The 24,098-nt window shown below is 39.3% G+C and carries 23 protein-coding genes; 17 read left to right on the top strand and 6 right to left on the bottom strand.

Annotated features, from left to right (window positions below; translation table 11 throughout):
* Positions 1 to 15: 15 nt before the first annotated feature.
* From J7E67_RS19175 to J7E67_RS19165, 3 genes are all read left to right on the top strand, one after another.
* A complete protein-coding gene (locus J7E67_RS19175) occupies positions 16 to 999 on the top strand; it encodes a diacylglycerol/lipid kinase family protein (protein WP_214732647.1) in 984 nt (327 codons plus the stop codon).
* Complete coding sequence (pulA, locus tag J7E67_RS19170) at positions 986 to 3,118, top strand: type I pullulanase (protein WP_214732646.1); 2,133 nt, start codon at positions 986 to 988, stop codon at positions 3,116 to 3,118. Before J7E67_RS19175 ends, pulA begins: the two co-directional genes overlap by 14 nt.
* A gap of 220 nt (positions 3,119 to 3,338) precedes the next feature.
* The gene (locus J7E67_RS19165; protein ID WP_214732645.1) at positions 3,339 to 4,112 is read left to right on the top strand and encodes a phosphotransferase family protein; all 774 of its coding nucleotides are present in this window, start codon (positions 3,339 to 3,341) and stop codon (positions 4,110 to 4,112) included.
* On the opposite strand, the gene J7E67_RS19160 is transcribed toward J7E67_RS19165, so the two are convergent.
* Positions 4,113 to 4,391 carry a YtzH-like family protein gene (locus J7E67_RS19160; protein WP_088089290.1) on the bottom strand — a complete coding sequence of 93 codons (279 nt, stop codon included), beginning with the start codon at positions 4,389 to 4,391 and terminating at the stop codon, positions 4,113 to 4,115.
* Between the two features lie 163 nt (positions 4,392 to 4,554).
* Between J7E67_RS19160 and trmB the strand changes: the two genes are divergently transcribed.
* Together trmB and J7E67_RS19150 are read left to right on the top strand one after the other, a co-directional pair.
* Complete coding sequence (gene trmB, locus J7E67_RS19155; protein ID WP_214732644.1) at positions 4,555 to 5,196, top strand: tRNA (guanosine(46)-N7)-methyltransferase TrmB; 642 nt, start codon at positions 4,555 to 4,557, stop codon at positions 5,194 to 5,196.
* 98 nt (positions 5,197 to 5,294) lie between these two features.
* Positions 5,295 to 6,137: a YtnP family quorum-quenching lactonase gene (locus tag J7E67_RS19150; protein ID WP_214732643.1), complete on the top strand. Its 843-nt coding sequence runs from the start codon at positions 5,295 to 5,297 to the stop codon at positions 6,135 to 6,137.
* A 300-nt stretch (positions 6,138 to 6,437) separates the two neighbouring features.
* On the opposite strand, the gene J7E67_RS19145 is transcribed toward J7E67_RS19150, so the two are convergent.
* Positions 6,438 to 6,767, bottom strand: coding sequence for a PepSY domain-containing protein (locus tag J7E67_RS19145; RefSeq protein ID WP_214719062.1), 330 nt, complete (start codon positions 6,765 to 6,767; stop codon positions 6,438 to 6,440).
* Between the two features lie 192 nt (positions 6,768 to 6,959).
* On the opposite strand from J7E67_RS19145, the gene J7E67_RS19140 reads away from it, so the two are divergent.
* The 6 genes from J7E67_RS19140 to murC all read left to right on the top strand — a co-directional run bounded on the left by J7E67_RS19140 (position 6,960) and on the right by murC (position 14,094).
* On the top strand, positions 6,960 to 8,033 hold the full coding sequence (locus J7E67_RS19140; RefSeq protein ID WP_168245358.1) for a M42 family metallopeptidase: 1,074 nt from the start codon (positions 6,960 to 6,962) through the stop codon (positions 8,031 to 8,033).
* A gap of 60 nt (positions 8,034 to 8,093) precedes the next feature.
* A complete protein-coding gene (locus J7E67_RS19135; RefSeq protein ID WP_214732642.1) occupies positions 8,094 to 8,597 on the top strand; it encodes a DUF84 family protein in 504 nt (167 codons plus the stop codon).
* Positions 8,598 to 8,678: 81 nt separating this feature from the next.
* Positions 8,679 to 8,993: a thioredoxin family protein gene (locus J7E67_RS19130; protein WP_214732641.1), complete on the top strand. Its 315-nt coding sequence runs from the start codon at positions 8,679 to 8,681 to the stop codon at positions 8,991 to 8,993.
* Positions 8,994 to 9,088: 95 nt separating this feature from the next.
* Entirely contained in the window at positions 9,089 to 9,877 is a 789-nt protein-coding gene (locus tag J7E67_RS19125; RefSeq protein WP_214719094.1) for a DUF1444 domain-containing protein, read from the top strand.
* 823 nt (positions 9,878 to 10,700) lie between these two features.
* Positions 10,701 to 12,557 (top strand): DNA translocase FtsK, encoded by a 1,857-nt coding sequence (locus J7E67_RS19120; RefSeq protein WP_483861512.1) that lies wholly within the window; start codon positions 10,701 to 10,703, stop codon positions 12,555 to 12,557.
* A gap of 235 nt (positions 12,558 to 12,792) precedes the next feature.
* Positions 12,793 to 14,094, top strand: a complete 1,302-nt coding sequence (murC, locus tag J7E67_RS19115) for a UDP-N-acetylmuramate--L-alanine ligase (RefSeq protein WP_214719070.1) — start codon at positions 12,793 to 12,795, stop codon at positions 14,092 to 14,094.
* Between the two features lie 37 nt (positions 14,095 to 14,131).
* Here murC and J7E67_RS19110 read toward each other — a convergent pair whose 3' ends face one another.
* A complete protein-coding gene (locus tag J7E67_RS19110) occupies positions 14,132 to 15,247 on the bottom strand; it encodes an aminopeptidase (protein ID WP_214732639.1) in 1,116 nt (371 codons plus the stop codon).
* A 223-nt stretch (positions 15,248 to 15,470) separates the two neighbouring features.
* Here J7E67_RS19110 and J7E67_RS19105 point away from each other — a divergent pair, with 223 nt between their 5' ends.
* The 5 genes from J7E67_RS19105 to ccpA all read left to right on the top strand — a co-directional run bounded on the left by J7E67_RS19105 (position 15,471) and on the right by ccpA (position 19,423).
* Positions 15,471 to 15,932: a DUF948 domain-containing protein gene (locus J7E67_RS19105; RefSeq protein ID WP_088089280.1), complete on the top strand. Its 462-nt coding sequence runs from the start codon at positions 15,471 to 15,473 to the stop codon at positions 15,930 to 15,932.
* A gap of 20 nt (positions 15,933 to 15,952) precedes the next feature.
* Positions 15,953 to 16,447, top strand: coding sequence for a YtxH domain-containing protein (locus J7E67_RS19100; protein WP_214719076.1), 495 nt, complete (start codon positions 15,953 to 15,955; stop codon positions 16,445 to 16,447).
* A 95-nt stretch (positions 16,448 to 16,542) separates the two neighbouring features.
* A complete protein-coding gene (gene ytxJ, locus J7E67_RS19095; protein ID WP_214732638.1) occupies positions 16,543 to 16,878 on the top strand; it encodes a bacillithiol system redox-active protein YtxJ in 336 nt (111 codons plus the stop codon).
* Between the two features lie 218 nt (positions 16,879 to 17,096).
* Positions 17,097 to 18,176, top strand: a complete 1,080-nt coding sequence (locus J7E67_RS19090; protein ID WP_214719078.1) for a bifunctional 3-deoxy-7-phosphoheptulonate synthase/chorismate mutase — start codon at positions 17,097 to 17,099, stop codon at positions 18,174 to 18,176.
* 248 nt (positions 18,177 to 18,424) lie between these two features.
* Positions 18,425 to 19,423: a catabolite control protein A gene (gene ccpA / locus J7E67_RS19085; protein ID WP_214732637.1), complete on the top strand. Its 999-nt coding sequence runs from the start codon at positions 18,425 to 18,427 to the stop codon at positions 19,421 to 19,423.
* A gap of 36 nt (positions 19,424 to 19,459) precedes the next feature.
* Here ccpA and J7E67_RS19080 read toward each other — a convergent pair whose 3' ends face one another.
* The 3 genes from J7E67_RS19080 to J7E67_RS19070 are packed head-to-tail and all read right to left on the bottom strand — an operon-like array spanning position 19,460 to position 21,945.
* Entirely contained in the window at positions 19,460 to 20,632 is a 1,173-nt protein-coding gene (locus J7E67_RS19080) for an acetoin utilization protein AcuC (RefSeq protein WP_214719080.1), read from the bottom strand.
* Complete coding sequence (locus J7E67_RS19075) at positions 20,629 to 21,276, bottom strand: acetoin utilization AcuB family protein (RefSeq protein WP_168245346.1); 648 nt, start codon at positions 21,274 to 21,276, stop codon at positions 20,629 to 20,631. Before J7E67_RS19075 ends, J7E67_RS19080 begins: the two co-directional genes overlap by 4 nt.
* A gap of 36 nt (positions 21,277 to 21,312) precedes the next feature.
* Positions 21,313 to 21,945, bottom strand: coding sequence for a GNAT family N-acetyltransferase (locus J7E67_RS19070; protein WP_214719086.1), 633 nt, complete (start codon positions 21,943 to 21,945; stop codon positions 21,313 to 21,315).
* Between the two features lie 221 nt (positions 21,946 to 22,166).
* Here J7E67_RS19070 and acsA point away from each other — a divergent pair, with 221 nt between their 5' ends.
* The gene (acsA, locus tag J7E67_RS19065) at positions 22,167 to 23,885 is read left to right on the top strand and encodes an acetate--CoA ligase (protein WP_214719090.1); all 1,719 of its coding nucleotides are present in this window, start codon (positions 22,167 to 22,169) and stop codon (positions 23,883 to 23,885) included.
* Positions 23,886 to 24,098: the final 213 nt, after the last annotated feature.

Here is a 24,098-nt window from a genome sequence, read left to right as displayed (position 1 = left end):
ATAAAGGTTGGTAATATGAAACAAATTTACTTTATTATTAATCCAAAAGCTGGAAATGGCCACTGCTTTAAGATTTGGGAACGGGTGGAACAGCAACTCAAAGTTGAACAGGTGTCCTACCTTGCATTCTTTACCGAATATCCAGGCCATGCCAATATCCTTGCCAGCCAAATTGCGTTAAAGAACCCTGAGCCAAAGATGATCATCGCTGTTGGCGGAGATGGAACGATGCATGAAGTGGTAAATGGAGCAGTGAAGGATAATAATAATACTCTGGGATTTATCCCTGGTGGGTCTGGAAATGATTTTTCCAGAGGATTTCAAATTCCTGTCGACCCCGTGGAAGCATTAGCAGTGATTCTCCGCCTCGCGAAACATAAGGGTCTGCCTATTGATATTGGAAAAATTACCATGGATGATTCGAATCAGCACTATTTTATTAACAATATGGGTGCTGGGTTTGATGCAATCATTTCTTATGAAGTTAATCAATCCCGGATGAAGGCTTTACTCAATAAACTTTCGTTGGGCAGGTTGGTTTATGTTTATTTTCTATTAAAAAAATTATTTACTTATAAAACCACAACAATTGATTTATCAATTGACGGAGAAAAGCATATATTTGAACAAACATGGTTTGTAACGGTTTCCAATCAACCATATTATGGCGGTGGAATGAAAATTGCCCCTGTGGCCGAGCCTGATGATGGACTTTTTGATATAACCGTTGTTCAACGATTATCAAGGTGGAAGCTGTTACTCGTTTTTATCAGTGTGTTTTGGGGGAAGCACATCCATTTTAAAGAAGTGAAAACTTATAAAGGAAAGGATGTTACTATCCAATCCCCTTCAGCCCTTTTTGTTCACGCAGATGGGGAGCATATTGGATTTACTCCTTTGAATATACATCTTCAAGCAAGAGCTTTGGAAGTGTTGTCGAGAATAAAACGTCCGGAAGAAGTGGAGTTGAAAGAGAGGGACTCGAATGATTGCTACTGACCGAAATTTCTTTGCCTATCTAGATGAGATGAAGATCATTACGATTCTTCTACCACTTTCCTATCATCACGGTTTGTCATCCGCTTTCTTGATTTCAAGTGGTTTTCAAGAACATCCCTTGAAAATCATCGAGAAGAAACAAATAGATAATAATATGAAATATATTTGTGAATTTTCAAAAGATTATTCCTTTGAAAAACAATATGTGATTATTGATGAACATGGCGGGAAAACAGACCTGCATATTGGTGCAGTGATTCGAACGGACGCCTTTGACGAGAAATTCTATTATGACGGTAATGACCTTGGTGTTACCTTTCATGCTGGCCAAACCTGTTTTAAGCTATGGGCCCCAACCGCCACACAAGTTAAATTAAAGTTACGTCCTGCTAATAGCAGTTTCTCAGAAATTGTAAAAATGAAACGAGAGGATCGCGGCATATGGTCTGTTACTGTCAACCGTGAATTAGAATTTTATCAATATAGTTTCCTCATCCTAGTTAATCAAGAATGGCGAGAAGCTACAGATCCTTATGCTAAGGCTGTGACGGTCAATGGCGAGCTTGGAGTGATTGTGAGGCTTGAGAAAACACATAGGCCGCGTCCAAACTTACCCGCTATTGAAAATGCCGTAGATGCAATTATTTATGAAACACATATCAGAGACTTAACGATTCACCCTAAAAGTGGTGTAAAGAATAAAGGACTTTATCTAGGTGCAGGCGAGCTAAATACAAAAGGGATCGACGATGAACCTACAGGATTATCTTATATAAAAGACCTTGGTATTACCCATATAGAATTCCTCCCCTTCCATGATTTTGCTGGCGTCGATGAACTGCAACCAAATAATGAATATAATTGGGGATATAATCCTCTCCATTTCAATGCTCCCGAAGGAAGCTATTCAACGAATCCTGCCGATCCATATTCAAGAATCATGGAGTTAAAACAGTTAATTGATCAAGTTCATAGTCTTGGTCTTCGAGTGATTATGGATGTGGTTTATAATCATGTTTACATCCGTGAGAATTCCTCCTTTGAAAAGGTGGTCCCGGGTTATTATTTCCGTCATAACGAAATTGGACTCCCTTCCAATGGTACTGGGGTTGGGAATGACATTGCATCAGAACGAAAAATGGTCAGAAAATATATTGTTGATTCGATTCGTTATTGGCTGGAGGAATATCATATCGATGGTTTTCGCTTTGATTTGATGGGGATATTGGATGTAGAGACCATGAACGAGGTAAGGAAAGTGTGCGACAGCCTGTCAAAAGGAACAATCATCATCGGTGAAGGCTGGAGTCTCAACACACCTCTTCCAGGTGAGCAGAAAGCAACAATAGCAAATCAGGCAAAAATGCCACAAATAGCTCAATTCAATGATAAATATCGTGATTGTATAAAAGGTAGTTCATTTAACTTGTTTGATAAAGGCTTTGCCTTAGGAAATGAGCACTATGTTGAGGCGGCTAATGAGGTTATAACGGGCAGTATCGGTTTTACGAAACAGGGGTTGCCCCTATTTAATGAACCCTTTCAATCTGTGAACTATGTGGAGTGCCATGATAATCATACCATGTGGGATAAGCTTATTGCTTGTCTCCCTGATGCAGAGGATTCTTTACGAATAAAATATCATCGTCTCGCAACGAGTATTGTCTTATTATCACAAGGAATTCCATTTCTCCACAGCGGCCAAGAGTTTTTTCGAACAAAAAAGGGTGATGGAAATAGTTATCGTTCTCCTGATCCAATCAATCAACTTGATTGGGATAGAAAGATAATATATAAAGAAAACGTAAAATATATTAAAGGACTTATTCAAATCCGTAAATCTCTTTCTTCTTTCCGAATGAGAACTTCTGCTGAAATCCGTGCAAATATACGACAATTACCATTAGCTGCACCGGTGTTGGGTTATTTGTTTAATAGGGAAGATGATGTAATCTTATTAATTAACCCTTCGTCAAAGAAGCAAGCGATTTCGATACCAGAAGGGGACTGGGCTGTTTTAGCTGACCATGAACAAGCTGAAATTTTCTCCAAAAAGATTTTGCATGGTGGCGAAGTTTTGATGGAGCCAGTTTCCATAAATGTTTTGCTAAAAAAATAGTTTCTTCAGATTTACTTGACGAAAAAAGGTAATCCGAGATAAAATTTATTAAGATGGCTATTGTGTGCAATGGTTTCAATAGCTTTTTTTTATTTCTAAAAAATTAAAAAGCTGTTAATGAAACTGTGGTAATATAGGACCTTCCGGCAGCGCAGGTTTTACCTCTTAGAAATAAGGGGAATGAGCCCATTAGAACGGCATAAATTGAAGGTGAGCAATTTTGGATCATATACTAGGACAAGAATGGGAAATTACCCCTGCTGGAGGCAAAACAGGTGAAGCCTTTTATGCGAAATATAAAGACCAAAGGCTTTTTTTAAAGCGGAATTCTTCTCCGTTCCTTGCTGTACTCTCAGCAGAAGGCATCGTCCCAAAGCTTGTTTGGACAAAACGGTTGGAAAGTGGAGACGTCATAACTGCACAGCAGTGGCTTCCAGGCAGAGAGTTAAAGCCGTCTGAAATGAACCAAGAACTCGTGGCGAGACTGCTTAAGAAGATTCATTGCTCCGAGCCAATGCTAGGAATGTTAAGTCGATTAGAGAGCTCTCCAATGCATCCTGAACCGTTATTGCAAAGAGTTGCAAACGAGTTAGATGAAGAGGTACTCCTAATGCCTGAATCGCAAAAAGCAATGAACTTTTTAAAAAAAGAAGCTTTAAATGTTTATTGCGATGAAAAGGTGGTTTGTCATGGTGATGTCAACCATAACAACTGGCTGCTTGCAGAAGACAACCAGTTGTACTTGATTGATTGGGACGGGGCAATGATTGCCGACCCCGCCATTGACCTAGGGCTGCTCCTTTATTGGTATATTCCAGAAGAAAATTGGCAGGATTGGCTTAAGCTTTACGGAAAAGAGCTGACAGACAACCTAAAACTGCGCATGAAATGGTATGTGACCATTCAAACTCTTTCTTCTATCCAATGGTATAAAAATAAAAATCGCTTGGAAGAAATGAACAAATGGATAAAGTTCTTAGATGGAATTCTCTAGTTAAGAAAACTGACCAATATCGCTAACCCAATTGGATAAATTTTCTTGGTTTGATAAGATGTGTTGATCTAAATCTGCTGTGCCAACCCCATGTTGGCTGTACTGATATACTTCCTGTAAGATATTTTTAACATTTTGATCAACCTGTGTATTAACCATTAGGGATTTCACTAAGCGTTCCAGTTGTTCACATTCTGAAACGGACCCGCAGCAATCTGTTTGATGATTGTTTAATATATCTTTTAATAATGTAACTTGGTCACCATGACTTAATGGCATGAATGTACACCCTCTCAAGTGTTATTTAAAAAAAAGAACTCACACTGTTAGGTTGTGAATTCTTTTTTTGTTTATGCATCATCTTATTTCCATATAGTTAAACTTGTAAGGACAAATGGTGCATGATATGTAGTAAACAATATTATTTTTAGGAGTGTCATAAATGAGAGTCAGACATAAACCTTGGGCAAAGGAAAAAATAGAGCAGCATCCCCAATATATAGTTGCCAATCCAGAACAATATAAAGGAAAATGGCATGAAGTATTTGAAAACGATCATCCACTTCATATTGAAGTGGGCACAGGAAAAGGTCAATTTATTACTGGAATGGCGAAAGCAAATCCTGGGATTAATTATATTGGGATTGAAATATACGACAGTGTCATCATTACAGCTTTGGACCGCTTAATTGAAGCCGATTTACCGAACCTCAGGCTTCTTAACGTAGATGCAAATGATTTAGCAAAATACTTTACAAAGAATGATGTGGACCAGGTCTATTTAAACTTTTCCGACCCATGGCCAAAATATCGTCATAGCAAAAGAAGATTAACATATAAGGATTTCTTGAAGCTTTATGAGGACATTATGGTTGATGGTGGAGAAATCCATTTCAAAACCGACAACCAAGGGTTATTTGAAAATTCTTTAATGAGCTTTTCGGAGTACGGTTTATTATTAAAGTACATTAGTCTAGATCTTCATAAAAGTGATTATGAAGGTAACATCATGACAGAGTATGAAGAGAAATTTTCAGAAAAAGGAAGTCGCATTTATCGTTGTGAAGTAAAGTATCAAAACTAAATTTTAGGGACAGTTCAATTTTGAACTGTCCTTTTTCGTTTCTCTAAATAGTTAGTCAATGTTAATATATAGAAAAAGGTACAAAGGGGGATGGAAAGTTGGAAACATTAAAAATAGGCGGCGTATCATTGACGTGGTTATCTGGAGGGGTAACCAATTTAGACGGTGGTGCCATGTTTGGGGTTGTTCCAAAAGGGTTATGGTCCAAGAAATATCCACCAAATGAGAAAAATCAAATTGAATTGCCAACAGATCCCATGTTACTTCAAATGGATGGAAAGAATTTCTTAGTAGAAACCGGTATTGGAAAAGGAAAGTTATCGGAAAAGCAATTAAGAAATTTTGGAGTCACCAAGGAATCGGAGCTTGATGAATCATTAATAAAATTAGGGTTAAAAGCAGAGGAGATCGATTACATCCTGATGACCCATATGCACTTTGACCATGCAGGCGGCCTAACCAAGTTTGAAAATGATCAATATGTTTCCTCATTTCCCAATGCACAAATTATTACCTCACAAGTAGAATGGGACGAAATGCGTAACCCCAATATTCGTTCGAAAAATACATACTGGAAAGAAAACTGGGAAGCCATTGAATCACAGGTGGTTCCTTTCAAGGAAAACTGGAATTTAGGGGCGATTACAATGGTCCATACGGGCGGCCATAGTGATGGACATTCTATCCTTGTCGTAGAGGACGAGGGAGAAATGTTAATTCATATGGCAGATCTGATGGCAACACATGCTCACCAACCGGTATTATGGGTAATGGCCTATGATGATTACCCTATGACCTCAATAGCGGCAAAGGAAAAATGGCTGCCATACGGCTTTAAAAAAAATGCATGGTTCAGCTTTTATCATGATGCCTATTACCGGACAGTGAAATGGGACGCTGACGGAAAGCAAATAGTGGAGAGCATCAAGAGGGAAAGGTAGTGTGAAAATAGCCGAAGGTACCATTCATGAGAACGGAAATGCTTTTAGAGTCCTCATGAGAGGTTCATGAGGACAAAAATTGGGATGGGAAAGCGAAAAGTGTCCTCATGAGGTGTTCATGAGGACAAAAATAGGAACGGGAAAGCGAAAACTGTCCTCATGAGGTGTTCATGAGGACAAAAATTGGGATGGGAAAGCGAAAACTGTCCTCATGAGAGGTTCATGAGGACACAAATCCGATGGGAAAACAAAAATGTCCTAATGTCCTTGCCTCTGTACAAGGCGCGCTTACGCTTAATCTTATGATACAAGTTCCTCGGATAAATTACGCACATCTAATAATGTTCCCGTTCGGGCATCAGCAATGAATTCAAATTGTTCGTTTGTGCCATTGTTGTTTTTAGAAATACCACCTTTGTAAACACGATAATTGATTTGCTGCTTTTCATACGGCTCTGCTTCCATATGTATCCATGACCCGCTAATCGGCCCATTCTGATTAAATTGTTTTTTGACTTGCTCTAATACTTTTTCAGGTGAAACAGGGGTCTTACAGTTAACCATTTCTTTAGCAGCAAATCCACCGATAATACCAACTGCTGCCCCGAGGAAAAACGACTTCCAATTCATAACAGGACCTCCAAAAAAATAAATTTGGAAAAGATTACTATCAAGAATTCTCTTCTTTAGTATATCGTATTTGCCATGAGGAACATAATATTACAAATATTAAATTCAATTGTTGGAAAGAGAAATCGAAGTTCTGTAATATAAAAATATCTACATAAACTACCAAAGAAATCCAAAGGAGCCTCAAAAAAAATGAATGAACAAACCTTAAAGCTTTTTCAAACGTTAACAGAGCTTCCAGGTGCCTCTGGAAATGAACACTTAGTAAGAAAATTCATGAGAGAACAACTGTCACAATACTCAGATGAAATAGTTCAAGACAATCTTGGCAGCATCTTTGGTGTGAAAAGAGGTTCGGAGACTGGTCCAACCGTAATGGTAGCCGGTCATATGGATGAAGTGGGCTTCATGGTGACTTCTATAACGGATAATGGAATGCTTCGTTTTCAGCCGCTTGGCGGATGGTGGAGTCAGGTTATTCTTGCCCAGCGTGTTCAAGTAATGACAAATAATGGTCCGGTGATTGGTGTCGTTGGTTCCATTCCACCACATCTATTGGACGATGCAAAACGCAACAAACCAATGGAAATTAAAAATATGCTGATCGATATCGGCGCAGATGACCGTGAAGATGCAAAACGAATTGGGATTAAGCCAGGGCAGGCGATTTTGCCTATCTGTCCATTTACTCCTATGGCTAATCCGAAAAAAATATTAGCTAAAGCATGGGATAATCGCTACGGCTGTGGTTTAGCGATTGAATTGCTTCAAGAACTTAAAGACGAAACCTTGCCAAATACTCTCTATTCAGGTGCAACGGTGCAAGAAGAAGTAGGCTTACGTGGTGCCCAAACTGCCGCCAATATGATTAAACCTGACCTCTTTTTTGCACTGGATGCAAGTCCTGCCAACGATATGACAGGAGATAAACAAGAGTTTGGCCAATTAGGCAAAGGGGCCTTGCTCCGGATTCTTGACCGGTCTATGGTTACTCATCGCGGGATGAGAGAGTTTGTACTAGATACAGCGGAAACACATAATATCCGTTACCAATATTTTGTTTCACAGGGTGGAACAGATGCCGGTCGTGTCCATCAATCGAATGAGGGCGTTCCAAGTGCTGTCGTTGGTATTTGTTCTCGGTATATTCATACGCATGCCTCCATTGTTCATGTTGATGATTATGCAGCGGCTAAAGAGTTAATTGTTAAACTAGTCAAGGCTTGTGACCAAACAACGGTCGATTCCATTAAAGCCAACAGCTAATTTTAATGGGGGGCATTTTACACTATGCCTCCTTTTACTATGTCTAAAGGAGTTACTAGAATGAAAATTATCATTGGATCAAAGAACCCAGCTAAAATTACTGCAGTAAAAAACAGTTTTTCTCATGAAGATGAGTTTGTTTCCTTAGATATCCCATCGGGTGTCAGCGAGCAGCCTTTTTCCGACGAAGAAACGATAAGAGGAGCCATTAATCGAGCGGCAACTGCCTTAAAGCACGGAAATGGCGATATTGGGATTGGCCTTGAGGGAGGCGTCCAGGAAACGAGTTATGGTTTGCTTATTTGTAACTGGGGGGCTCTTGTATCAAGTGGGAGGGAGCCGATTATTGCAGGTGGAGCAAGACTCCCGCTGCCTGAAGAAATAGCCATTCGATTAAGGGCAGGTGAAGAACTCGGACCGGTTATGGAAGATTATGCGAAAAAGAAAAATGTAAGGAAACAAGAAGGTGCAGTCGGGATTTTTACAAATGGAATGGTGAATCGTTCTGAAATGTTTACTCATGTTATGAACCTTTTAGTGGGACAATATCAAAGGAGCAAATAATTGGACTGAAATGCAGCAGGACTGATATGATTTGTGAAGATGTTACGAAAAAGGTCATATATTCAAATGGAGGCGTTGAATTTGAAGAATTTAGAATCAGTTGAGCAATTTGAACAGCTGCGAAATCATGGGAAAACGATCTTCATGTTTTCTGCAGGCTGGTGCCCCGATTGTCGCGTGATCGAGCCGGTTCTACCAGAAGTAGAATCCAAATTTAATGAGTATACATTCATTCATGTAGACCGTGATCAGTTTATTGATATATGTCAGCAATTAGACGTCTTTGGGATCCCGAGCTTTATTGCTTTTGAAAATGGGAAAGAGCTGGGTCGATTCGTAAGTAAGGACCGAAAAACGCAAGAAGAAATTGAAGGTTTTATTTCGGGTTTGAAATAAAAAAGTCCGAAACCCTCCATCATCTTTTGAGATGGAGGGTTTTTATTGTAAAATAAGCTGTGCAGCTCCTAAAATGGAGGGATTAAATGATGAAAATGGATAGCAGAAAAATGAAAAGTGAATTAGAACAGCGCTTGGCTAGAAAAGATCGTTTAATAACTTATGACCGTGAGAAGGACCAACTTCGATTTGAAAGTAAAGTGTCCGGTAAAGGTATAACAGTAGCATTACCTGGGATTATTGCCAAATGGCATAGTGAAAAGGAAAAAGCCATTGATGAAGTCGTTTATTATATCGAAGAAGGGCTCCGTGCGATGGAGGACGACATTCAATTAACCAATCATGAGAAAAAAATCTTTCCCGTTATCCGCTCCACTTCTTTCCCATCAGAAGCAGAAGAGGGTGTGCCATTCTTAGTTGACGACCACACAGCGGAAACAAAAATATATTATGCGTATGATCAAGGCAGTACGTATCGGCTAATTGACTCGCGTATCATGGCTAAAGAGGGCTGGGAAGCTAAAAGGATTAAGGAAATTGCCTTATTTAATGTAAGATCCCTGTCGACTCCTTTAAAAGAAGACCGAGTGGCTGGCAATAGTTTTTACTTCCTCAATACCAATGATGGATACGATGCAAGCAGGATCCTAAATAAGGGATTCTTAAATGAAATGGAGAAGCAAATTACTGGTACGATGGTACTTGCTGTTCCACATCAGGATGTATTAATTATCGCTGATATTCGTAATGACAGAGGCTATGATGTGCTAGCGCAAATGGCAATGAGCTTTTTCGCAAACGGTCATGTACCAATCACTGCCCTTTCATTTTTATATGAAAATGGTGAATTAGAACCTATTTTTATTTTAGGAAAAAATAAATAATTAAAATAGAAGAAGGATCACATCAAGAAAGGTGATCTTTTTTCATTGCACGATATTTAGTCTGTATGTATTTTGACTCATTTCAAAGAATTATGTCGAAAAAATATGAAAAACTGATAAAATAGAGTGATAGTGAAAGTTGAAAGTAGAAAGAGTGATAGTTTTGAGCTGGTTCCAAAACTTTTTTCAAAGATTAAAAAAAGAGGAAGATGATGAAGAATTTGACGGTTATATTTTACATAAACATGAAGGTCCGCCGTTACTAAACAAATATGAAAATTTAAAGGATTTGGATACAAAAATATCCTATCAATACCCAAAGGGAAGCAATCGTCCTTCTTATACACCCATTCCTAAGGTAACTCAGAAAGAGAAGGAAGAAACATTGCGTCAAAAACGAACAGAGCGGCTTCCGGAAAAAAGAAAAATGACGGAAAAGTCTGTGGTTCAAACAGTCAAAAAGGAAGTGCCTAAAAGCAAACAAGAATCGCTGCCTAAAAAGAGGGGTCCCTTCCAACCAACAGAAATTCCTTCGCCTGTTTTTGGATTTAATCAGCGGCCTAAGAATACGGATATCATAGTCGAGCATGAATTAAGCCATTTTTTAAACGATGATGTTGAAAATCGGTTTGATAGTTTAGTTGTTTCAAAAGAAACGATGACCGAAACGGAGAAAACTGTACCATTTGTAAACGATGAGGAATTGCTAATGGTGGAACCAACTTGGTTAGAAATTAATCAAGAAGAACAAGTGGGCCTTATCGAAGAAAAGCCATCATCTGAACTGCTGGAACACACGATCGAAGAGATTGTTCCAATTCCAATGGCAGAAATTCAGATAGAATTGGTTGAAGTTGAAGAGGAAGTAACACAAGAAGAAGAAGCGACAGAGGAAGTAACACAGGAAGAATCAACAGAAGAAGTAACACAAGAAGAATCGTCAGAGGAAGTAACACAGGAAGAAGATTCAATAGAGGAAGTAAAAGAATTAATTGCAGTTTCAACAGAATCCATCGAGGAAGCGGAAGTAGTTGAGGCTTTACCTGAACCGCCCGCACCGAAGCGATCTAATTTGCCATTTAATGTGATGATGTTAAAACAAGATAAACAGAAATGGGAAGAGCGAAAACGAATAAGAGGACTCGAACAGCCGTCTGAGGTCCCAACTGAGAATAAGCAGGCAGAGAAGGTTAGTCAAGTAATTGACCTCTTCCCAATCAAGGAAAAAGAGAGTCTGACACCTACGGATGATGGCTATTATGTATTCCCAACAGATAGTTTACTTAACCCTCCTGTTACTGTGGTGAATGATACCAAATGGTTACTAGAGCAAGAGGAGATTTTAAACGAAACCTTACAAAACTTTAATGTAGGTGCAAGTGTTGTTAATGTGACACAAGGTCCTTCCGTCACCCGCTTTGAAGTTCAGCCGGAGCCGGGTGTAAAGGTAAATAAAATAACTAACTTAAGTGATGATATCAAGTTAAGCCTTGCCGCAAGAGATATTCGGATTGAAGCTCCTATTCCGGGAAAACATACTATTGGGATCGAAGTTCCAAACCAAAAGTCGCGACCTGTATTCATTAACGAAATTATTCAAAGCAGCATCTTTAAAGAATCTACGTCACCATTAACAGCGGTACTTGGCCTTGACATTGCCGGAAAACCGATTGTAACTGACTTAAAGAAGATGCCCCACGGATTGATCGCAGGAGCGACCGGGTCAGGAAAGAGCGTTTGTATTAACACGATTTTAGTTAGCTTGCTATTTAAGGCGAGCCCAGAAGATTTAAAGCTATTGCTGATTGATCCAAAAATGGTGGAACTTGCTCCATACAACCGTATTCCACATCTTGTTAGTCCAGTTATAACGGATGTAAAGGCGGCAACAGCTGCATTAAAATGGGCTGTAGATGAAATGGAAAGACGTTACGAACTATTCGCCCATACTGGCGTTCGTGACATTAACCGCTTTAATGAATTGGCTATAAAACATAAACAGTATTCAGATAAACTTCCATTCATTGTTATTGTCATTGATGAGTTAGCCGATTTAATGATGATGTCCCCAGCAGATGTGGAAGAAGCAATTTGCAGGATTGCTCAAAAGGCTAGGGCCTGCGGTATACATCTCATCGTGGCAACACAAAGACCTTCGGTGGATGTGATAACTGGATTAATTAAAGCTAATATTCCGACACGAGTCGCCTTCTCTGTTTCTTCTCAGGTCGATTCGCGGACGATTATTGATATTAGCGGTGCAGAAAAGTTGCTAGGACGCGGAGATATGTTATTTTTAGAAAACGGCTCCTCTAAACCCGTCCGTCTGCAAGGAACGTTTGTATCGGATGAAGAGATTGATCTAGTGGTGGGTCATGTGAGAGAGCAGCGGGAGCCAGAGTACTTGTTCGAGCAAGAAGAACTATTAAAAAAAGCACAATTAACCGAAAATGAAGATGAACTTTTTTATGAAGCCTGCGAATTTATTATTGACCAAGGCGGTGCATCCACTTCAAGCTTGCAAAGGCGGTTTAAAATAGGATACAACCGAGCGGCAAGGTTAATGGATATGCTTGAGACCCATGGGTATATTACCAGCGCAAATGGAAGCAAGGCACGTGAGGTTTTAATTACCTTAGCCGATTTAGAGTCAATTCAAGATGCTAGTGCAAATAATTAATCTATAGTATTCTTTAATGACAGGAACAAATAATATATAGTGGACTGACTAGTGCGGCCGTAAAGATTTTAGGTCCGCAAATAGTTTTTCAGGATGAACAATGTTATAATTATTAAATATGTTTTTACAAGTAACTGAATTTTTTAGGGTGCAATAGCACTCAGTTTTTCTTATTAGCAAATACAGACAGATGTCATATACTGTTATACAGATAGACGTTGTTGGAGGTTCTTCTATGACTATTTACCATTTTGTAGGTATAAAGGGGTCTGGAATGAGTGCACTCGCACAAGTTCTACATGATATGAAATTTAAAGTGCAAGGCTCCGATGTCGAAAAGCGCTTTTTTACACAACTGGCCCTTGAACAATCAGGGATAACGATCCTTCCCTTTCAAAAGGAGAATATCAAGCCAGGAATGACGATTATTGCAGGAAATGCTTTTCCAGATACCCATGAGGAAATTCAAGAGGCGATGAAGCTAGGTCTCCCTATTGTGCGATACCATCGGTTTTTGGGCGACTTTATGCAGAACTTTACTAGTGTTGCGGTCACCGGTGCGCACGGTAAGACGTCTACAACAGGTTTACTCGCCCATGTGATTGAAGGGGCTAAACCTACCTCGTTTTTAATTGGTGACGGAACAGGTAAAGGTAAAGAGGGCTCGGAATACTTTGTATTTGAAGCCTGTGAATACAGAAGGCACTTCTTGTCTTATTTTCCTGACTATGCGATTATGACAAATATCGATTTTGATCATCCCGATTACTTTGCTAATATTGATGATGTCTTTTCGGCATTTCAAGAGATGGCCATTCAGGTAAAAAAAGGAATATTCGCTTATGGCGATGATGAACAGCTTCAAAAAATCCAAGCAAAGGTCCCTGTCTTGTTTTATGGTTTTGGCGAGGAGAATGACTATCAAGCCAAAAATATTGTGAAAACAACAAGTGGAACGAGCTTTGATGTATTTATTCGCAATACATTCTATGATACATTTTCCATCCCAACCTTTGGTGATCATAGTGTGTTAAACGCACTTGCCGTTATTGGATTGTGCCATTATGAAGAAACAAATGTAGAGATAGTCAAGGACCAATTAACTACCTTCCAAGGTGTAAAAAGAAGATTTTCCGAAAAAAGAATTGGGACGCAGATTTTAATTGATGATTACGCCCATCACCCAACTGAAATTAAAGCAACTATCGATGCAGCTAAGCAAAAATATCCGGATCGGAAAATTGTGGCGGTCTTCCAGCCACATACTTTTTCACGCACTCAAGCGTTCTTAGAAGACTTTGCGAAAAGTTTACGTGAGGCGGACAAAGCCTATTTGTGTGAGATCTTCGGCTCTGCTCGTGAAAATCATGGAAAACTATCAATCAAGGATCTCCAGGACCGAATTGAAGGTTCTGAAATAATTACCGAAGAAAATACATCCGTACTAAATGAACACGAAAACAGCGTAATTATTTTCATGGGCGCTGGAGATATTCAAAAATTCCAAGAATCATACGAAAAACAATTAACTAAATAAAAAGATGGATGCCAGCGACTGTTGGCATCCATCTTTTTTATTTAAGGTTTTCAGGATTTAACACTTCTAATTCAGGAATAACGAACAGACCATCTTTGCGGATTAATACCTCATCAAAATACATCTCCCCACCGCCATACTCAGGACGTTGGATATTAACCATATCCCAGTGGATATTTGAATGGTTTCCATTAAAGGCATCATCATAGCATTGTCCAGGAGTAAAATGGAAGCTGCCAGCAATCTTTTCATCAAACAAGATATCTTGCATTGGATTGAGGATAAAAGGATTTACCCCAATGGCAAATTCCCCAATATAGCGGGCCCCTTCATCCGTATCAAAAACTTTATTGATCCGGCTAGAATCGTTAGACTCAGCTTCTACAATTTTCCCATCTTTAAAAGTCAGCTTCACATTTTCAAATGTAAAACCTTGATACGGAGATGGAGTGTTATAAGTGATAACCCCATTAACGGAGTCCTTAACAGGCGCAGTATAAACTTCACCATCAGGAATGTTTAACCGTCCAGCACATTTAATGGCTGGAATATCCTTAATGGAAAAGCTTAGATCCGTTCCTGGACCAGTAATTCGTACTTTGTCAGTACGATCCATAAGCTCCTTAAGACTATCCATTGCTTTATCCATTTTTCCATAATCAAGGTTACAAACATCAAAGTAAAAGTTTTCAAATGCTTCCGTACTCATCTTTGCTAATTGGGCCATGGACGAAGTAGGATATCTAAGAACAACCCATTTGGTCTTAGGAACACGGATGTCACGATGGACCTTTTTACCAATGGTATTACCATGGACTTTCATTTTATCATCAGGAACATCTGATTGTTCACTGATGTTATCACCCGAACGAAGACCTATGTATGCATCCATTTTGCTCATCACATTTGCTTCAAATTCTGCCATCATGTTAAATTGCTCTTCCTGTGCACCTAATAAAAGAGAGCGATCCACTTGATGGTCCTTTAAGAGCACAAAAGGGTACCCTCCTGCAAGATAGGCTTCCTTCACGAGGGCAGTCACAAGTTCACGCTGAAGCCCAAAGTTTTCAATTAATACTTTTTCTCCCTTCTGAAGCTGTACCGAGTAATTAATTAGATTTTTTGCCAGTTTCTCAATACGTGGATCTTTCATATTTTTACGCCTCCAACAGAATTAAGTAAGTACACACATATTGTAACCGAATAAAGGCCGAAAGTTGAAAAATAAAATTCTGCTCCTAATCCGAGACGAAATTTTTATTAGAAGCGGCAGGAAATGAAGACAATTTTATGGAAGTAGTATAAGATAATTAGCGAGGTTTATATCTATACTTGATGGGTAATACATATTGATAGGATTAAGGCGGAGGTGCACGATGCAAATTATTTTATACTTAAGCGTAGCCTTGATAGCGATTGCGTTTTTTGTACTTGTCATATTTTTATCGACAACACTCAAATCATTTCAGGTTACACTTACAAACGTTTCGAAGACATTATCTGGATTAGAAAAACAGTTGGAGGGTGTTACAGCAGAAACCACGATTCTTTTACAAAAAACAAACGCTCTAGCTGACGATATTAAGCAGAAATCCGATAGTTTAAATAGTGTGGTTGGAGCCGTAAAAGACGTAGGTACAACCGTCACTAAATTCAATGGGACTTTACAAAACATTACTCAATCTGTAGATAAACAAGTAGAGGAAAGTAAAGAAAAGGTCTCGCAAATTGTTCAATGGAGTCATATCATTCTTGAATTAAAGGATAAGTGGCAAGCTAGGAAGCAACAAAAAAACAGGGTAAGCTTAGACGAGGGCAAGAAGGTTAGATCCCATTAGAATATAGAGGAGGAAAACAAATGCCTAATAGAGAATATGATTCACGGGATACGAATCAAACTCGGAATGAGGAGTCTTCCAATAGCTTTTTGCTGGGAGCAATTATCGGAGGAGTGGTTGGTGCAGCTGCGGCACTGCTTTTGGCTCCCAAGTCCGGAAAAGATCTCCGCAATAAGTTTAATAACCAAGCTGGAACGATCCTCGATAAAACAGCTGACATGCGTGAAAATGTAATGACAAAAAGCAATGAATTAGCGTCCAAAGGATCCAGCCTTTCCCAAGGAATTGTCCTACAATCTCAAGAACTATTGAACAAGGTAAAAGGAAAAATAACGAACCAAGACGAGTTGAAAGAAGAAGGAGAATTAAACTATATTCCTCTTCATACTCCAAAAGAAAAGATAGAATCGAAGAGGTCAATCGAAATTGGACCCCTTGATAGCTCAGAAATAAGAAAAAAGCTGGAAGAAGCCGAAAAGGCCTTTGATGAGGAAGAAAATAAGGTTAAACTATAAAAATTAGTCGCAAGCTAAATCTGTTTATTTGTTATAAAAACGGTGGAGTGATAAAATTACTTCACCGTTTATTTATTTTCTGGAGGTATGTACACATGTTAGAGAAAATTGATTCAATTGAACAATTTAATGAAGTATTAAAAAAGGAGAGTACGTTTTTTCTCTTAAAGCATAGCCTAACGTGTCCGATTAGCCATGCTGCATATAAGGAATATGAAAAATTTGCAAATGAAAATCAAGCTATACCCACTTATTTCTTAGCTGTTCAGGATTCTCGTCCGTTGTCTAATGAAGTAGCAGAGAAATTTCAAATCAAACATGAATCGCCACAAACCATCTTGTTTTCAAACGGAGAGCCTTTATGGAATGCTTCCCACTGGAAAATAACAAGTCGTTCTTTGACAGGTGCTTTTGGTGAAAATCAATCATAATATATTACAAAACGCTTTAGCACTTAAAAGCGTTTAATCATTAAAGAAAAAACAAGTGACAAACAAATATTTATCCGCTATAATAAGGCCTAATTATTAAATTGTTATAATATTTAAATTCTTAAACTTGAACCGATATTATAATGACAGAAGAAAAAAGGCATTCAGAGCTTTATTTTAAAGAGTTCTGATTAGCAAAGGAAGGACGGGGACGAAGGATGGGCAAAAAAATTGAATTAGAACAATTGAGGTCGCGTGTCGATGAACTAAACTTAGAATTGTTGAGGTTAATTAATGAAAGAGCACAGCTCGTTCAGGATATAGGGCGGGTTAAAGAAAACCAAGGGGTTTACCGTTACGATCCAGTCCGTGAAAGAAAAATGCTTGATATTATCAAAGAGCATAATGATGGCCCTTTTGAAAATTCGACCATTGATCATATTTTTAAAGAGATTTTTAAAGCTGGTCTTGATCTGCAACAGGATGACCATAGTAAAGCCTTACTTGTCTCCAGAAAAAAGCAGCCTGAAGACACCATTGTTACCTTAAAGGGTGAAAATATTGGCGATGGCAAACCACACTTCGTTTTTGGTCCATGTGCAGTCGAGTCATATGAGCAAGTGGCAACTGTAGCAAAAGCAATGAAAGAAAAAGGATTAAACCTATTACGTGGCGGAGCTTACAAACCTAGAACATCTCCTTACGATTTCCAAGGGCTAGGTGTTGAGGGATTAAAAATCTTGAAACGTGTTGCAACGGAATTTGATATGGCTGTTATTAGTGAAATTGTTAACCCTGCTGATCTTGAAATGGCTTGTGACTATATCGATGTCATTCAAATTGGGGCACGTAATATGCAGAACTTTGAACTGTTAAAAGCAGCAGGTTCCGTCAAAAAACCTGTTCTGTTAAAAAGAGGGATTGCGGCTACAATCGAAGAATTTATCAATGCTGCCGAGTACATTGCGGCTCAAGGGAATGGGCAAATCATCCTTTGTGAGCGTGGCATAAGGACTTACGAACGTGCTACAAGAAACACTCTAGATATTTCAGCAGTACCTATTTTAAAGCAAGAAACACATTTACCTGTAATGGTTGACGTAACGCATTCTACAGGTAGACGAGACTTATTATTGCCATGTGCGAAAGCCGCGATAGCAATTGGTGCAGATGGTGTTATGGCAGAGGTTCATCCAGATCCAGCAGTGGCACTTTCGGATCAAAAGCAGCAAATGGATCTTAATCAGTTTGATAAATTCTATAATGAACTGCTTGCATCCAATTATGTTCGACTCTAATTTCAAGTAGATAGTTTTATGAAAAACCTTCTGCAACTCCTTTGCAGGAGGTTTTTTTGATAATATTTAGCTATTTAGCAAAAAATGTTGACAAATGCAATTGCGGCTTTAATCTTCTTGTCGTATCATTAAATACATATTAAAGATTGTTTACGTTCTCACAAACAAAAACAAAAACTAAATGTTTAAGTTTATACAAGCTGATGTAAAATAAAGAAAACGATGTTCGTTTTAGGAGAGTGTGTTAAGTGAATATTACTATTTATGATGTAGCAAGAGAAGCCAGTGTTTCAATGGCAACCGTTTCCCGTGTGGTTAACGGAAATCCGAATGTAAAGCCAGTGACCCGCAAAAAGGTGTTAGAAGTTATTGACAGATTAGGCTACCGTCCAAATGCTGTCGCTAGAGGTTTGGCAAGCAAAAAAACTACTACAGTTGGAGTTATTATTCCAGATATTTCAAATATCTTTTTTGCCGAATTAGCCCGTGGGATTGAAGATATTGCAACGATGTATAAGTACAATATCATTTTAAGTAATTCCGACCAAAACAAAGATAAAGAATTACATTTGCTTAATACGATGCTCGGTAAACAAGTGGATGGATTAGTCTTCATGGGTGGTAATATTACAGCCGAACATGTGGAGGAATTTGAAAAATCACCGGTACCGATTGTGTTGGCAGGATCGATTGAAGAATCAAACAAGATGCCTTCTGTAAATATTGATTATGAAGAAGCTGTATATGACTCAATCAAGGAATTTATAGAAAAAGGTCATAAGAATATTGCCTTTGTAGTTGGACCACTTCATGAACCTAAAAATACGTTCAAGAAGTTGAGAGGGTATCAAAGGGCATTACAAGATTCCGGTATTCCTTATAATGAAGAACTTGTGGTTGAAGGTGATTATACGTACGATTCTGGGATTGAAGCGATAGAAAAACTTCTTGAAGGGGCAGACCGACCTACAGCCATCTTAGTGGGTTCTGATGAGATGGCACTAGGCGTTGTCCATGGTGCAGAGGACAAAGGCTATAAGATCCCTGAAGATTTTGAGGTTATCACATCTGACAATACAAGGCTATCACTAATGGTGCGCCCGCAGCTAACAACCATTGTTCAGCCATTATATGATATTGGCGCGGTTGCAATGCGGCTCTTAACCAAATTAATGAACAAAGAAAAGGTGTCAGAACAAATTGTGGTTCTCCCACATCGGATTGAACACCGACAATCAACAAAGTAAAAAAATGGGTGGCCACATGTTGGCCACCCCATTTTTTTATACGGACTCGCTCTTTTGCTGACTTCGAATCGGATAAAGTGCTTTTTCTAGGGTTAATAAATTCTTTTCGGTAATTTCTGCTTTTCTAGGGATGGGAGTATATAAGTTGTCTGGATCGTCCCATTCCTTTGATAACGAAACAGGAGCTTCCTTCTGCCAGGAAGCTAACCACTCCTTAGGTAAACTGCCATAACAGTTTGAGTTTTCTATCATTTCCAGCCAAATAAGGGCCCATGCTCTTGGAACTACCCTCCAGATATCATAACCGCCGCCGCCGACAGCAATCCACTTCCCGTTACAATACTGATGGGCAATTTCATGTGCAAGCCTTGGTATCTCTCGATAGATTTTCATTGTTGAAGAAAGGTGTGTTAAAGGGTCCAAATAATGGGAGTCTGCACCATTTTGGGTTAGAATCACATCCGGTTTAAAAAACTCAGCCACTTCTCTAAACGCATGTGTGTAGACCTGCAGCCACGATTCATCTTCGGTAAAGGCATCAACGGGGATGTTAAAGGAATAGCCATAGCCTAACCCTTGACCGCGCTCATTTACATTGCCTGTACCTGGAAATAAATATCTTCCTGTCTCATGGATCGACAGGGTACATACGCTTGGATCATCATAAAAGGACCATTGAACCCCATCTCCATGATGTGCATCGGTGTCCACATATAAGACACGAGCATTATATTTTTCCTGAAGATATTTGATGGCTACCGAGCTATCATTATAAACACAAAATCCAGATGCTTTTCCTCTGAATCCGTGATGCAATCCTCCGCCAAGATGAAGAGCGTGAAGTGCCTTTCCAGTCATAACCTGATCGACGGCCGTTAATGTCCCCCCAACAAGTGAGGCGCTCGCTTCATGCATGCTAGGGAATATAGGAGTGTCTTCCGTCCCAAGGCCATAGTTTTCTGCTATCTCTTGTGGCAATTGGCCATTCCCTGCCTTTTTTACTGCTTCTATGTAACTTAGGTCGTGTATTAAGGCTAACTCTTCCGTAGATGCCATTCTTGGCGGGATGACATCATCTGGATTAAGAGCATTAATCTTCTCTAATAGGTCCACTGTTAACTTAAGCCGGAATTGGTCAAAAGGATGCTGATTGCTGAATTTATATTTCAGCAGCTCGTCTGAAAAAATAAAGGAACACTTATCGCTCATATTGAAATCCCCGGAAGGTTTGGCCATAATACATGAAAGCCAGCCTGTTTAAGGTCTTGAATTAATACAGTGGGATTCATAGTTTGCAATCTTATCACAAGTATTTTATATTGCTCATCTGTTTTATCAGGGTAAACTAATACACTCAATATATTTGCTTTCCGGTTCTTAATAACAGCAGTGATTTCACTGAGTTTACCCGCAAGATTAGGAATCTTAATTTCAATTTGTGATCCTGGCTGATGGGCCCCTGTTAATTCAACCAATGTCCGCAGCAAATCTGTTTCGGTCAAAATTCCAACCAATTCCCGGTTATTTATGATCGGCAGACAACTGATTTTATGCTCATAGAAGAGACCTGCCACTTCCTCGACGAAATCAAGAGGATGGCCTGTAATGACATTTCGTTCCATAATCGCCTCAAGTGGCTTTTTCATATCCTCTGGATGCTCATTGGCATGAAAAATAGATGGAGTTGCCTCATGTATTTTCGAAACAGTGACAAGACCAACTAAATGTTTCTCCTCATTAATTATAGGAATATGGCGGATTTTTCTTGACTCCATTAATTGGATTGCATCCGCAATGGTATCTGTTGGCAGAAGTACTGCAACATCTATTTTCATGATTTGTTCTACAATCATCAGAAAATCCTCCTTACCAAAATATCATTAAAATGATTAATACATAAACCGGTTCATAAATCTGAGACGGTCAAATTTTTGGATGGTTTCCATATCGATTCTTTTTCCCATCCTAGCCATGAGACAATTAGCAGGGTGTGAACAAATTTCAGGATCATCGGTTGCATACCACTCAAGGCCACCCGCATTCATCATTTTTTCCATGATCTTCCTATACTCCCACACATTTAGTTTGGTACCTTTTAAATCCCAGTGCCAATAGTACTCTGTTGTGATGGTAAGATAATCTTCCATCGCATCATCCATCATGGAGACAATTAATAGGCTTTTTCCGACTGCACATCCCCTAAATTGAGGAATCACCTCGATGGCACCTAATTCGATTAAATTATCCATTTTGCCTTCTGACCATCGTTCAAGCGGGTCAGGATATAGAAAAGTAACATATCCGACAATGGTGTTTCTGTTCCTTGCAATAATAATTCTACCTTCTGGAAGCTCAGCAATACCAATTAAAGCCTGATGCTGCTGTGCAGGAGGGCGGAAGGCAGTGAGGTTCTCGTGAAATTCATAGCCAGCAAGTTTATCTGAAGTAATAGGCCCTTCAACAATTATAGACCCGTGAGGTGTCTTTAATTGTTTGGCATTGTATGTCTTTTTGTGTTCCATACGGTCACCTACCCTGGAAAAATCTTTCTAATTATAGTTCTATTATACATAAAATCTATTACAGAATAGTAACTTCACAAAATTTTCTGTCTTATGGTAAAAAATTATTGACATTTTATGTATAAATATAAAAGAATAATAATATAGTACTTTTTTAAAAATTGTGAATAGTTATTATTTGTACTATAATAATTTAAAATAAGGTCAAAGGGGGAGATTGTATGAAAGTGGAAGCGTTGCCAGTTGTGCAAGGGGATCATAATCTAGGTAATTATCAAGAAATGTACAAGCATTTCGACTGGAAGGAAACAGAAAAGGAATTTACATGGAGTGAAACGGGGCTTGTCAATATGGCGTATGAGGCCATTGACCGTCACGCGAAAACCTTCCGGAAAAATAAAGTTGCACTATACTATCGTGATGGTTCAAGAAATGAGAAGTACACCTTTAAAGAAATGAAAGATCTATCAAACAAAGCGGGCAATGTGTTAAAAACTTACGGGGATGTAGAAAAAGGTGACCGTGTATTTATTTTTATGCCGCGCTCTCCAGAACTTTACTTTACCGTTTTGGGTGCAATCAAGCTTGGGGCTATTGTTGGTCCTTTATTTGAAGCATTCATGGAAGGGGCTGTCAGGGACCGTCTGCAAGACAGTGAAGCGAAGGTTTTAGTCACGACACCTGAACTGTTGGACCGGGTACCTGTTCAAGACCTGCCTGCACTGAAGCATATTTTCCTTATCGGTAATAATGTTGATGAACAAGGCCGATACATTGACTTTTTGAAAAAATTTGAAGCCGCTAGCAAGGATCTTCGAATTGAATGGGTTGACAGAACGGACGGCTTGATCCTGCACTACACATCAGGCTCAACAGGAAAACCAAAAGGCGTATTGCATGTACATAATGCCATGCTTCAGCATTACCAAACAGCTAAATGGGTGCTCGATCTAAAAGAGGATGATGTTTATTGGTGTACTGCTGACCCAGGCTGGGTAACTGGTACTTCTTACGGTATCTTTGGGCCGTGGTTAACAGGGACATCGAACGTAATTGTAGGCGGTCGATTTAGTCCAGAATCCTGGTATCAAATGATTGAGGACTTTGGTGTAACCGTTTGGTACAGTGCTCCTACAGCATTCCGAATGTTAATGGGTGCAGGTGATGAATTGGTTAAGAAATTTGACCTAAGCAGTCTCCGTCATGTTCTAAGCGTCGGGGAACCATTAAACCCTGAAGTTGTTAAATGGGGGGCAAAAGTATTCAATAAGCGAATTCATGATAACTGGTGGATGACAGAAACTGGTGCGCAATTGATTAGTAACTATCCTTGTATGGAAATTAAACCAGGTTCAATGGGGAAACCGATTCCAGGTGTAGAAGCAGCGATTGTTGATAATCAAGGGAATGAACTTCCGCCGTATCGGATGGGGAACCTCGCGATTAAAAAAGGCTGGCCTTCCATGATGAATACAATTTGGAATAATCCAGAGAAATATGAATCTTACTTTATGCCAGGCGATTGGTACGTTTCAGGTGATTCTGCTTACATGGATGAAGAGGGCTATTTCTGGTTCCAGGGCCGTGTCGATGACGTTATTATGACCTCAGGGGAGCGCGTAGGACCGTTTGAAGTAGAAAGCAAGCTTGTCGAGCATCCTGCCGTTGCTGAAGCCGGTGTCATCGGTAAACCAGACCCAGTTCGTGGTGAAATTATTAAAGCCTTCATTGCACTCAGAGACGGCTATGCTCCAACGGACGAACTAAAAGAAGAAATCAGACAATTTGTGAAAAGAGGTCTTGCCGCTCATGCAGCACCAAGGGAAATTGATTTCCGTGATAAGCTGCCGAAAACAAGAAGTGGGAAAATCATGAGACGTGTGTTAAAGGCATGGGAACTAAACCTGCCAACAGGTGACCTTTCTACGATGGAAGATTAAAGGCCAGTTCTCCATAATGGGAAAAGACAATGACTTGAGCCAGGCTAGTGCCTGGCTTTTTGCTTTATTTAGTAGAGTGCTCGGATAGGGCGTTGGTTAAAAAAGAGAATGGCGGATAAAATGCCGAAGGAAGTCTCATTTTTTCACTTCTGGCTAAATGAAGCAGCTTTCATTGACCGTGAGATCTTATTTTATTGGTAATCGGTAAATGAA

The organism is Bacillus sp. ISL-46, from assembly GCF_018613205.1.
This window is presented reverse-complemented; position numbering and strand designations above follow the sequence as displayed.